The sequence below is a fragment of the Streptomyces sp. MGP-P1 genome, assembly GCF_057766565.1.
The window spans coordinates 1,954,760-1,966,894 of record NZ_JBYMEM010000007.1 but is presented as its reverse complement, the minus strand read 5'-3'; the positions used below and the strand labels follow the sequence as shown (position 1 = coordinate 1,966,894).

Below are 12,135 nucleotides of genomic sequence, written 5' to 3'. Positions count from 1 at the left end.
CCCGCAACACTCTAGGCCCTTTGATTCGGTTGGGGCCGGACCCCGCACGGACGGCCCCGGCCCCCAGGACCGGTGGGGGTCCTGGGGGCCGGGGCCGTGATGCGGTGACGTCGGCTCACATGCCGGCGATCAGCTTCTCCACGCGCTCGTCGACGGAACGGAACGGGTCCTTGCACAACACGGTGCGCTGCGCCTGGTCGTTGAGCTTGAGGTGGACCCAGTCGACGGTGAAGTCCCGCCGCTGCTCCTGGGCCCTGCGGATGAAGTCGCCGCGCAGCCGCGCCCGAGTGGTCTGCGGGGGCACCGACTTGCCCTCGAAGATCTTCAGGTCGTTGCAGATGCGGGCGGTCTGCCCCTTGCGCTCCAGTAGGTAGAAGAGGCCTCGGCGGCGGTGGATGTCGTGGTAGGCGAGGTCTATCTGGGCGACCCGCGGATTCGACATGGTCATGTTGTGCTTGGCCCGGTACCGCTCGATGAGCTTGTACTTCATGACCCAGTCGATCTCGGTGTCGATCCGGTCGAGGTCCTCGGCCTCGATCGCGTCCAGGGTGCGGCCCCACAGCTCCAGGACCTGGTCGACGGTGCCGGTGCGGATGCCCCGGCGCTCGACGAAGTCCACGGCCTTCTCGTAGTACTCCCGCTGGACCTCGATGGCCGAGGCCTCCCGGCCGTTGGCCAGGCGCACCTTGCGCTGCCCGGTGAGGTCGTGGCTGACCTCGCGGATCGCCCGGATCGGGTTCTCCAGGGTCAGGTCGCGCATCACCGTGCCCGCCTCGATCATGCGGAGCACCAGGTCGGTGGCGCCGACCTTGAGCAGCATGGTCGTCTCGGACATGTTCGAGTCACCGACGATGACGTGGAGGCGGCGGTACCGCTCGGCGTCGGCGTGGGGCTCGTCGCGGGTGTTGATGATCGGCCGGGAGCGGGTGGTCGCGGAGCTGACACCCTCCCAGATGTGCTCGGCACGCTGGCTGACGCAGTAGACCGCGCCGCGCGGGGTCTGGAGCACCTTGCCCGCACCGCAGATCAGCTGCCGGGTGACGAGGAACGGAATGAGGATGTCCGCGAGCCGGGAGAATTCTCCGTGGCGGGCGACGAGGTAGTTCTCGTGGCAGCCGTAGGAGTTTCCCGCCGAGTCGGTGTTGTTCTTGAAGAGATAGACGTCGCCCGCGATTCCCTCCTCGTGCAGGCGGCGTTCGGCGTCGACGAGCAGGCCTTCGAGAATGCGCTCGCCCGCCTTGTCGTGCGTGACCAGTTCGGTCACGTTGTCGCATTCGGGGGTTGCATATTCCGGATGCGATCCCACATCGAGGTAGAGGCGGGCGCCGTTCCGCAGAAAGACATTGCTGCTGCGGCCCCATGACACAACACGGCGGAAGAGGTAGCGCGCCACTTCGTCAGGTGACAGTCGGCGCTGCCCCCTGAACGTGCACGTGACGCCGTACTCGTTCTCCAGCCCGAAAATGCGGCGGTCCATGACTGAACATTACGCCTTATGGCCTGAGCTGAAACCGGGTTCGACGGCCCCGTTTCGATCATTTTCCGATCCCGTCACGACGGCGGGCGTACGGGAGGGGGGCGCGAGGACGTTCCCGGTGGCCAGGAGGACCACCAGGGCGGCCACTCCCCCGGCCCCGGCGACGGCGAAGCTCCAGGCGGTCGAGCCGAGTTCGACGGCCGGTCCCGCGACGGCCGTGCCGGCCGCCGCGCCCACGCCGAACGTGGTGACGAGCCAGGAGAACGCCTCGGTCACCGTGCCGCGCGGGGCGTGCCGGTCGACGACGATGAAGGAGCAGGCGATGGCCGGTGCGAGGAACACTCCGGCGAGGGCGGCGAGGGCGGTCATGACGGGCACCGAGGGGGTGAGCGTCAGCGGCAGATAGCCCAGTGCCAGCAGTCCGACGATGACCCGCAGCCGCTTCTCGGGCGCCGGCCCACTGCCGCGCCCCGTAGCCGAGCCCGCCGATCAGCGCGCCGAGCCCGAGTGCGGCCATCAGCCACCCGTACACCGATTCCCGGCCGTGGTCGTCCGCGTACGCCACCCCGGCCACCGTGATGGAGCCGAGGGCGAGCCCGACGAAGAAGAACGCGCCTAGCAGGGCGAGGAGACCGGGCGAGCGCAGGGCGCCGAGCCAGTGCGCCTCACGGGGCGCGGAGCGCCAGGTCCGCGAGGGCTCGGACAGGACGACCGAGAGGGCGCCGAGGACCCCGATGGCGTTGATGACGAGCAGCGCGGCGGCAGGCGACCAGAGCGATACGAGCAGCGTCACCAGGAGCGGGCCGACGGTGAACATGATCTCCTGCGCCACGGCGTCCATGGCGTAGGCCCGGTGCACCTGGCCCTCGCCCTTGAGGACGCTGGGCCACAGGGCCCGCAGGCCGCCCTCCAGCGGCGGTGTGGCGACTCCGGCGATGATGACGGCGAGGTAGGCCAGCGGGAGCGAGGAGAGGCCCGTGACGGCCAGCAGCGTCATGCCGAGCGCGGAGACCACGGCGGCCGGGAGCTGGACGCGGGGCTGCCCGTAGAGGTCGACCGCCCGGCCGAGCAGCGGCTGCCCGACGGCGGTGGCCAGTCCGTAGGCGGCGGCGAGCACGCCGGCCAGGGTGTAGCTGCCGCCCTCCGCCCGGGTGAACAGCACGATCGCGATGTGCGCGGTGCCGTTGGGCAGCCGCCCCACGAGGGTGCCCGTCAGCAGCCGGGCGGCATGCCGCGCCCGGAGGATGTCCAGATATCCCGCGGCCATGTCCGCCCCTCTCCGCCCCGGTCGGCTGCGCCGCCCCCGAGGTGTTACGTATAACTTCGAGGTTCATACGTACCATGTGCGCAGTTCGCGGGTCCACCGCGCGGCGTTACGGAAACATCCCGCACGGAGGCACGAGTGACCAGCGCGCAGCAGCCCGGCCCCGCCCGGCCCACCAGCCGCGACGTGGCCCGTGCGGCGGGCGTCTCCCAGGCGACGGTCTCCCTGGTGCTCGGCGGGAAGTGGCCGGGCAGGGTGTCGGAGACCACGGCCCAGCGGGTCCGGGACACCGCGGCGGAGATCGGCTACCGGCCCAATCTGGCGGCGCGCAGTCTGCGGCTCGGCCGCACCAGGACCGCGCTGCTGGTGGTGCCGGCGCTCACCAACGAGTTCTTCGCGCGGGTGTACGCCGGGGCCGCGGCGCTCGCCGCCGAGCACGACTTCGGCGTGGTGCTCTACCCCTCGCCCGACGGCACGGGCCCGGCCCGGGACCCGTTCGCCTCGGCCCGCGCCGCGCTCGACGGGGTCATCGCGTCCTCGATGGCAGCCGACGCGCTGGGCGCGTTGCACGGGGCGGATCTGCCGCTGGTGATGCTGGACAGCGACCCCTCGGACACCGGGCCCGCCGCCCGGGTGAACCTCGACATCGTCGACGGCATGCGGCAGGTGACGGCCCATCTGCTGGGGCTCGGCCACCGCCGCTTCCTGCATCTGGCGTCCGCCGTGGACACCTGGACGTTCGCGGTGCGCGCCGGGGCGCTGCACGACGCGCTGGGAGCGGCGGGGGACGTGACGGTGCGCACGGTGCGCGCCCCTCTGGAGGTCCGGGCGGGGTCCGAGGCGGCCGAACAGGCCCTGTCGGCCATCGGGGACCGGCCCACCGCGATCATCTGCGACGACGACATCCTGGCCGCCGGGGCCTGCAAGGCGGCCCGCAGGCTCGGGCTGCGGGTGCCGGACGAACTGTCGGTCACCGGATTCGACGACCTGGCCCTGGCCACCGCGCTGGAGCCGGAGCTGACCACGGTGCGGCTGCCGGCGGAGCAGGTCGGGGAGCGGGGCATGGAGGCGCTGCTCGCGGTGCTGGACGGTCGCCCCGTCCAGCGGGGCGGTCTGCCGGTCCGGCTCGTCGTACGCGGCTCCACGGCGCCGCCGCCCGCCGCCCGGACATGACGGTGCCCCCGGGCCGGGACCCGGGGGCACAGCGCCCCGAGGGGCGCCGCTCGTCCCCTACTTGTCCGTCTCCTCCGTGGAGTCGGGAGTGCTGTCGGCACGGTCCGTGCCGTCCGTGATGTCGGTGTCCTCGATGTCGGACGGGGCGTCCGTCGGCGTGCTGCCGGCGGCCTCCGTGTCCAGCAGCCGGGCCAGCTGACGGCCGACGATCCGCTTGAACTTGCGCTGCTGGGGGCGGGTGCGGTCCAGGACCGCGACCTCCAGGCGTTCCGCCGGGATCTCCCGCTCGCCGCCGCCCGGCTCCCGCGAGAGCGCCTGGACGGCCAGCTTGAGCGCCTCGGCCAGCGTCATCCCGTCGCGGTGGCGCTGATCGAGGAAGGTGCTGATCTGCTCGGAGTTGCCGCCGACCGCGACCGAGCCGTGCTCGTCCACGATCGAACCGTCGTGCGGCAGCCGGTAGATCTGGTCACCCTCGGCGGCGCTGCCGACCTCGGCGACCACCAGCTCCACCTCGTACGGCTTCTCGGCAGCGCTGGAGAAGATGGTGCCGAGCGTCTGGGCGTAGACGTTGGCCAGCCCACGGGCCGTCACATCGTCCCGGTCGTAGGTGTATCCGCGCAGATCGGCGTAGCGCACACCACCGATGCGGAGGTTCTCGTACTCGTTGTACTTGCCGGCGGCCGCGAAGCCGATCCGGTCATAGATCTCGCTGAACTTGTGCAGAGCGCGGGACGGGTTCTCGCCGACGAACACAATGCCGTCGGCATACTGCAGCACAACGAGGCTGCGACCACGGGCGATGCCCTTGCGGGCGTATTCCGCCCGGTCGGCCATGGCCTGCTGGGGTGAGACATAGAACGGCGTCGACACCGGCTATCCGTCCCTTTCTGTCAGTGACGAGTGCGTCTGGAGGCTAGAGGTCCGGATCAGAGCAGCGCGGCGCGCGGGCCGTCGGGCTGCTCGAGTCGGCGTTCCAGGATGGAGCGCGCGATCTCGGAGGACTCCTGGTCGGTCAGCCTCCGGAAGCCTTCGTCGGTGATGACGGTGACGATCGGGTAGATGCGGCGGGCCACGTCGGGGCCGCCGGTCGCCGAGTCGTCGTCCGCCGCGTCGTACAGCGCCTGCACGACCAGGGTGAGGGCCTGCTCCTCCGTCAGGTCCTGGCGGTAGAGCTTCTTCATCGCGTTGCGGGCGAAGATCGACCCGGACCCGGTGGCCGCGTAGCCGCTCTCCTCGGTACGGCCGCCGGTGACGTCGTAGGAGAAGATGCGGCCCTTCTCGCGGTCGACGTCGTAGCCGGCGAAGAGGGGCACCACGGCGAGGCCCTGCATGGCCATGGCGAGGTTGCTGCGGATCATGGTGGAGAGGCGGTTGGCTTTCCCCTCCAGGGAGAGCTGGGCGCCCTCGACCTTCTCGAAGTGCTCCAGCTCCAGCTGGAACAGCTTGACCATCTCCACGGCCAGTCCGGCGGTGCCGGCGATGCCCACCGCGGAGTACTCGTCGGCCGGGAAGACCTTCTGCATGTCGCGCGAGGCGATCATGTTGCCCATGGTGGCGCGCCGGTCGCCGGCCAGGACCACGCCACCGGGGAAGGACGCCGAGACGATGGTCGTCCCGTGCGGCGCCTCGATGGCCCCCTGGAGCGGCGGGAGGCTCCGGTTGCCCGGGAGCATCTCGGGCGACTGGTCGGACAGGAAGTCCATGAACGAGGACGAACCCGGCGTCAGGAAGGCAGCTGGTAGACGCCCGGTGCTACGAGTGTTGGCTTCCACGCGTTTCCCTCCAGGTATGCGATGGCCCTGCGCAGGAGAGTCAGGATCATCCCCCGACTTGCCGATGGCCGGATTGCCGTTGAAGCAAGTACGTACGCCACGGACCCTACCCGCCCGACGGGAGTGATCCACATGTTCGGCAGGGGTTATCCGCACCGATCCGGCGGGACCGGGAAACGGCCCCCGGGATCGGCGGGCGGGGGGTGACGACGCACGCCGTGGCGAACGCCGGCACCCCCTCCCCCCGTTGTCTGCGCGCATATCCGTGTGAGCTCCCGGAACACATCCGGGCGTTCACACTGATGAACTACTGTCCACCCTTTTGAACGAACGACCGAACGAAGTCCTCGGCGTTCTCCTCCAGGACGTCGTCGATCTCGTCCAGGACCGAGTCGACGTCGTCGCTCAGCTTCTCCTGGCGCTCCGCGAGGTCCTCGGACGCCTGCGCGTCCTGCGCCTGCTCCTCGGTCTCCTCGGTGGAACGTGTCGCCTTCTGCTGTCCGCCGCCGGTGTCCTTGGTCGCCATGTAGCTCACCCCGCTCGGTTCGAAGCAATCGAAGCTCTTGATCAGACCCTACCCACGGGGTCCGACATTTGACCCGGTAGTTGAGGCAACGCCCGCCCTCAAGGTGATTGATTCCCAGCCCGGAGGCCTTTCAGCCGCCCGACAGCACCCGGACCAGCTCCTCCGCCGTCCGGCAGCGGTCCAGCAGGTCCTTGACGTGTTCCTTCGTGCCGCGCAGCGGTTCCAGGGTGGGCACCCGCTGCAGCGAGTCGCGATCCGGCAGGTCGAAGATCACCGAGTCCCACGAGGCCGCCGCCACGTCGTCGGCGTACTGCTCCAGGCAGCGCCCGCGGAAGTAGGCCCTGGTGTCCTCCGGGGGCTTCGTACGGGCCCTGGTGACCTCGTCCTCGTCCAGGAGGCGCTTCATCTTCCCGCGGGCCGCCAGACGGTTGTAGAGGCCCTTGTCGGGCCGTACGTCCGCGTACTGGAGATCCACCAGATGCAGCCGGGGCGCGTCCCAGTCCAGCGCGTCGCGGCGGCGGTAGCCCTCCATGAGCTCCCGCTTGGCGATCCAGTCCAGCTCGCCCGACAGGCTCATCGGATCGGTCTCCAGCCGGTTGAGGGTGTCCTCCCAGCGGACCAGGATGTCCTTGGTCTGCTCGTCGGCGTCCGCGCCGTACCGCTCCTCGACGTACTTGCGGGCCAGCTCGAAATACTCCATCTGGAGCTGGACCGCGGTGAGCGTCCGGCCGCTGCGGAGCGTGATCAGCTGCCGGAGGTCCGGGTCGTGGGAGACCTGGTGCAGGGTGCGCACGGGCTGGTCGACCGCGAGGTCGACGTTGATGAAGGCGTCCTCGATCATGGCCAGCACCAGGGACGTGGTGCCGAGCTTGAGATAGGTGGAGATCTCCGAGAGGTTGGCGTCGCCGATGATCACATGGAGCCGACGGTACTTCTCGGCGTCGGAGTGCGGCTCGTCCCGGGTGTTGATGATGGGGCGCTTGAGCGTGGTCTCCAGTCCGACCTCGACCTCGAAGTAGTCGGCGCGCTGACTGATCTGGAAGCCGTGCTCGTTGCCGTCCTGGCCGATGCCGACCCGGCCCGCGCCCGTGACGACCTGGCGCGAGACGAAGAACGGCGTCAGATGGCGCACGATGTCCGAGAACGGCGTCTCCCGCTGCATGAGGTAGTTCTCGTGCGTGCCGTAGGAGGCGCCCTTGTTGTCGGTGTTGTTCTTGTAGAGGTGGATCGGCTGCGCGCCCGGGATGGCGGCCGCCCGCTCGGCCGCCTCCGCCATGATCCGTTCGCCGGCCTTGTCCCAGAGCACCGCGTCGCGCGGATTGGTGATCTCCGGGGAGCTGTATTCGGGGTGCGCGTGGTCGACGTACAGCCGGGCGCCGTTGGTGAGGATGACATTGGCCAGGCCGATGTCCTCGTCGGTCAGCTGACTGGAGTCGGCGGTCTCCCGGGCGAGGTCGAAGCCTCGCGCGTCACGCAGCGGGTTCTCCTCCTCGAAGTCCCACCGGGCGCGGCGCGCCCGGTGCATCGCCGCCGCGTAGGCGTTGACGATCTGGGACGAGGTGAGCATGGCATTGGCGTTGGGGTGGCCGGGGACGGAGATCCCGTACTCCGTCTCGATGCCCATTACTCGCCGTACGGTCATGCGGCCCTCCTTGCCCGGCGCCGGCCCCTCCGGGGACGACGCTCAAGTACCGCTGCTGTGTCCGGTTGCGTGTGCGGTGCCCGTCACCGCACTGCGCGACTCGGCGGTACCGCAGAGCCTAGAGCGCCTCTGCGCCGGTGGGGAGCTCCATTGCGACATTGCTCCGGCACGGCCGGAACGGGGGAATGAAACCGGCTGCGGAAACCCCGGGGGCTTCCGCAGCCGGTCCGCGTATTACAGGTATTGGCCGGTATTGGCCACCGTATCGATGGAACGGCCGGTGTCCGCGCCCTGCTTTCCGGTGACGAGTGTGCGGATGAAGACGATCCGCTCACCCTTCTTGCCGGAAATCCTGGCCCAGTCGTCCGGGTTGGTCGTGTTCGGCAGGTCCTCGTTCTCCTTGAACTCGTCCACGCAGGCCTGCAGGAGATGAGCGACCCGCAGTCCCTTCTGGCCCTGTTCCAGGAATGCCTTGATGGCCATTTTCTTCGCCCGGTCGACGATGTTCTGAATCATCGCGCCGGAGTTGAAGTCCTTGAAGTAGAGGACTTCCTTGTCGCCGTTGGCGTAGGTGACCTCCAGGAAGCGGTTCTCCTCGGACTCCGTGTACATCCGCTCCACGACGGACTGGATCATGGCGTGGGCGGCGGCCGGCCGGGAGCCGGTGTGCTCGGCCAGATCGTCCGCGTGCAGCGGGAGCCCCGGGGTGAGGTACTTCGCGAAGATGTCCTTTGCCGCCTCGGCGTCCGGGCGCTCGATCTTGATCTTCACATCGAGACGGCCGGGTCGCAGGATGGCGGGGTCGATCATGTCCTCGCGGTTGGAGGCGCCGATGACGATGACGTTCTCCAGGCCCTCCACACCGTCGATCTCGGCGAGCAGCTGCGGGACGATGGTGTTCTCCACGTCCGAGCTGACGCCGCTGCCGCGGGTACGGAAGAGGGACTCCATCTCGTCGAAGAAGACGATGACGGGGGTGCCCTCGCTCGCCTTCTCCCTCGCACGCTGGAAGACCAGGCGGATGTGCCGCTCGGTCTCGCCGACGTACTTGTTGAGGAGCTCGGGACCCTTGATATTGAGGAAGTAGCTCTTCCCCGTGGGCTGCCCGGTGACCTCGGCGACCTTCTTGGCGAGCGAATTGGCGACGGCCTTGGCGATGAGGGTCTTGCCACAGCCGGGCGGACCGTAGAGCAGGATGCCCTTCGGCGGGCGGAGCTCGTGCTCCTTGAAGAGGTCGGGGTGCAGGTACGGAAGCTCGACCGCGTCGCGGATCAGCTCGATCTGGTCGCCCAGGCCGCCGATCTTGTCGTAGTCGATGTCCGGGACCTCTTCGAGGACCAGCTCCTCGACCTCGCTCTTGGGGACCACCTCGTAGACGTAACCCGACCTGGAGTCCAGGAGCAGGGCGTCGCCGGAGCGGATGGTGATGTCCAGCAACGGCTCGGCGAGCCGCACCACCCTCTCCTCGTCGGTGTGCCCGACCACCAGGGCGCGCTCGCCGTCCTCAAGGATCTCCTTGAGGGTGACGATGTCCCCGGCGCGCTCGAACTGCATGGCCTCGACCACGTTGAGCGCTTCGTTGAGCATGACCTCCTGGCCACGCCGGAGCTCCTCGAGCTCGACACTGGGGCTCACGTTCACCCGGAGCTTGCGGCCCCCGGTGAAGATGTCGCAGGTACCGTCCTCGTTGGCCTGCAGGAAGACGCCGAAGCCGGCCGGCGGCTGCGCCAGCCGGTCGACCTCCTCCTTGAGGGCCACGATCTGGTCACGCGCCTCACGGAGCGTGTTGGCGAGCCGCTCGTTCTGTGCGGACACGCCTGCCAGGTTCGTCTGCAACTCGACGATCCGCTCTTCGAGAATCCTCGTATGACGCGGAGAGTCGGCGAGCTTACGTCGCAGGACGGCGATCTCCTGCTCGAGATAGGCAACCTGGCCGGCTGGGTCCTCTGACCCTCGCGCGGGCCGGATGCCGCGGTTCATGTCGTCGTCGTGGGCTGCCACGGTCCTCACCTCCTCCATGGGGAGCTGGACGCTTCCTGACCCTACCTGGGTGGGTGGTGATTGAAACCCCTAGATCACAAAGACTGCGGGGCGTGTCCGATCTTCACCCTTGCGCTCTCCCTCACGTCAAGGGAATACCCACCCTTCGCCACCGGAAAGCCGCCGGTTGTATCGTCGAACCGTTCAACACCCGTCAGGGCTGGCTCCAATTGGTTCAGATACGCAGGAACGGCAGGACACATGACCGTGCAGCAGGACCCGCCGGGCGACAGTGACACGCAGGACCTGGAGGTCTGGATCGACCAGGACCTCTGTACGGGCGACGGCATCTGTGTGCAGTACGCCCCCGACGTCTTCGAGCTGGACATCGACGGCCTGGCCTATGTGAAGAGCGGCGACGACGAGCTCCTGCAGAGCCCGGGGGCGACCACGCCCGTGCCGCTGCCGCTCCTCCAGGACGTCGTCGATTCGGCCAAGGAGTGCCCCGGGGACTGCATCCACGTGCGGCGCGTCAAGGACAGCGTCGAGGTGTACGGCCCCGACGCCGACTAGCCGGTACGGGGGGCTCGCGCCCCGACGCCGGCCGGAGCCCCGCGGTGCGCGCTCAGACGCTGCGCGCGAGGTCCCCGGAGGTGCGGACGAACGCCTTCCCCTTCCACCGCCAGGAGGCCTGTTCCTCCTGGTCGGGGCAGCAGCGGGGCACGTCGAGCGAGGAGTAGCCGAGCAGGGTCGCCGAGACGAGGCCCTCGCGTACGGCGAAGTCCCCGACGGTCTTCCTGTCAGCGGGGTCCACCAGGGTCGCCACGACCCGGGGTGCGGCCCCGCTGCTCCGTGTCAGGACGTAGATGCCGCCGGGCGGGGTCCCCGATCCGGCGGCGCAGTGCACCACGGCGACGGTTTCCGGCCGCCCGTCGCCGTCGAGGTCCCCGGAGGCCTTCTTCGCGACGGTCGTCCCGGCGCCGCCGCACTCCAGCGGGAACTCCACGCCGGCCGGGTCGGGAGCGGGGCGCCGTGCTGCGTGGTGGTCCGCTGCTCGGGGGCCGTGGCGGTCGCGGTGGCCGTACGGGGCTGGAGCAGCCCGGCCAGTGCGACGACCCCGGCCATCGCCGCGGCCGTGGCGAGCCAGTGCATCGGCTTGGCGGCGGTGTGGGCGAGATCCGGGAGCGCGGGGGTCTGCACGCGGTATGTCTCCTGATGGTTCCTGGAAGCCCGGTGAGGGGGTGGGGACACCTCCGAGGGGTTGCCGGCATCGTGCCACACCTCACACCGGGGCGGAACGGCGGGGGCGACGAAAAGGCGCCGCCGCGCGGTTCCCCGGTCGGTCGGGGAACCGCGCGGCGGCGCCGGTGCGTTGGACGGGTCAGCCGCGGTCGGCGGCGGGGCCGCCACGGCTCTGGCTGCCGGGTCCGTCGTAGTCGTCGCCGTAGGCGCCCTTGGACGGGCGGCGGCGGCGCAGCGGCGGCTCGACGCCGTCCGCGAGGCGGCGGGCGGTGACCAGGAAGCCGGTGTGGCCGATCATCCGGTGGTCGGGGCGGACGGCGAGGCCCTCCACGTGCCAGTTGCGGATCATCGACTCCCAGGGCTGCGGTTCGGCGAAGCAGCCGATCTCGCGGATGGACTCGACGGTGCGCGAGAGCTGGGTCGTCGTGGCGACGTAGGCACAGAGGATGCCGCCGGGCACCAGGGCCTTGGAGACGGCCTCCAGGCACTCCCAGGGGGCGAGCATGTCCAGCACGACACGGTCGACGTCGGTGTCGGAGAGGTTGTCCTGGAGGTCGCCGACGGTCAGCTGCCAGGCCGGGTGCGGGGAGCCGAAGTAGCGCTCGACGTTCTGCTGGGCGATCTCGGCGAAGTCCTCGCGGCGCTCGTAGGAGTGCAGCATGCCCTGCTCGCCGATGGCGCGCAGCAGGAAGGTGCTGAGCGAGCCGGATCCGACCCCGGCCTCCACGACACGGGCGCCGGGGAAGATGTCGGCGAAGGCCAGGATCTGGCCGGCGTCCTTGGGGTAGACCACGGCGGCGCCGCGGGGCATGGACAGGACGTAGTCGGGGAGCAGGGGGCGCAGCGCGAGATAGGCGACGTTTCCCGTGGTGCGGACAACACTGCCCTCGGGAGCACCGATCAGCTCGTCGTGCGGGAAAGAACCCTTGTGGGTGTGGAAGTTCTTTCCGGCTTCGAGCGTGAAGGTGTAGTGGCGGCCCTTGGGGTCGGTGAGCTGTACCTGGTCCCCGACCTTGAAGGGCCCACGTCGGCGGGCGGCACCGGTCGGTTCAGACATGT

General features: G+C 69.6%; 9 protein-coding genes and 3 pseudogenes. 2 read left to right on the top strand and 10 right to left on the bottom strand.

Going from position 1 to position 12,135, the window contains the following annotated elements; all coding sequences use genetic code 11:
• Positions 1-115 precede the first annotated feature (115 nt).
• Together pafA and AC3CH1_RS30320 are read right to left on the bottom strand one after the other, a co-directional pair.
• Positions 116-1,477: a Pup--protein ligase gene (gene pafA, locus AC3CH1_RS30325; protein ID WP_398616314.1), complete on the bottom strand. Its 1,362-nt coding sequence runs from the start codon at positions 1,475-1,477 to the stop codon at positions 116-118.
• 9 nt (positions 1,478-1,486) lie between these two features.
• Positions 1,487-2,744 (bottom strand): annotated as a pseudogene (locus AC3CH1_RS30320) (MFS transporter).
• A gap of 135 nt (positions 2,745-2,879) precedes the next feature.
• Here AC3CH1_RS30320 and AC3CH1_RS30315 point away from each other — a divergent pair.
• Positions 2,880-3,914, top strand: coding sequence for a LacI family DNA-binding transcriptional regulator (locus tag AC3CH1_RS30315; RefSeq protein ID WP_488465801.1), 1,035 nt, complete (start codon positions 2,880-2,882; stop codon positions 3,912-3,914).
• A gap of 57 nt (positions 3,915-3,971) precedes the next feature.
• On the opposite strand, the gene prcA is transcribed toward AC3CH1_RS30315, so the two are convergent.
• From prcA to arc, 6 genes and pseudogenes are all read right to left on the bottom strand, one after another.
• Entirely contained in the window at positions 3,972-4,784 is an 813-nt protein-coding gene (gene prcA / locus AC3CH1_RS30310; RefSeq protein ID WP_488465800.1) for a proteasome subunit alpha, read from the bottom strand.
• Between the two features lie 56 nt (positions 4,785-4,840).
• Positions 4,841-5,686, bottom strand: coding sequence for a proteasome subunit beta (prcB, locus tag AC3CH1_RS30305; protein WP_488465799.1), 846 nt, complete (start codon positions 5,684-5,686; stop codon positions 4,841-4,843).
• A pseudogene (locus AC3CH1_RS30300) lies at positions 5,638-5,830 on the bottom strand (endonuclease domain-containing protein); the annotation flags it as partial. The gene prcB and the pseudogene AC3CH1_RS30300, both read right to left, overlap by 49 nt.
• A gap of 163 nt (positions 5,831-5,993) precedes the next feature.
• Positions 5,994-6,212 carry a ubiquitin-like protein Pup gene (locus AC3CH1_RS30295; RefSeq protein ID WP_018515354.1) on the bottom strand — a complete coding sequence of 73 codons (219 nt, stop codon included), beginning with the start codon at positions 6,210-6,212 and terminating at the stop codon, positions 5,994-5,996.
• A gap of 130 nt (positions 6,213-6,342) precedes the next feature.
• A complete protein-coding gene (dop, locus tag AC3CH1_RS30290; RefSeq protein ID WP_488465798.1) occupies positions 6,343-7,854 on the bottom strand; it encodes a depupylase/deamidase Dop in 1,512 nt (503 codons plus the stop codon).
• A 234-nt stretch (positions 7,855-8,088) separates the two neighbouring features.
• A complete protein-coding gene (gene arc, locus AC3CH1_RS30285; RefSeq protein ID WP_488465797.1) occupies positions 8,089-9,855 on the bottom strand; it encodes a proteasome ATPase in 1,767 nt (588 codons plus the stop codon).
• 240 nt (positions 9,856-10,095) lie between these two features.
• On the opposite strand from arc, the gene AC3CH1_RS30280 reads away from it, so the two are divergent.
• On the top strand, positions 10,096-10,407 hold the full coding sequence (locus AC3CH1_RS30280) for a ferredoxin (RefSeq protein ID WP_488465796.1): 312 nt from the start codon (positions 10,096-10,098) through the stop codon (positions 10,405-10,407).
• Positions 10,408-10,459: 52 nt separating this feature from the next.
• Here the strand turns inward: AC3CH1_RS30280 and AC3CH1_RS30275 are convergent.
• Positions 10,460-11,034: pseudogene (locus AC3CH1_RS30275) on the bottom strand (hypothetical protein).
• 181 nt (positions 11,035-11,215) lie between these two features.
• On the bottom strand, positions 11,216-12,133 hold the full coding sequence (locus AC3CH1_RS30270) for a tRNA (adenine-N1)-methyltransferase (protein WP_265602514.1): 918 nt from the start codon (positions 12,131-12,133) through the stop codon (positions 11,216-11,218).
• Positions 12,134-12,135 lie beyond the last annotated feature (2 nt).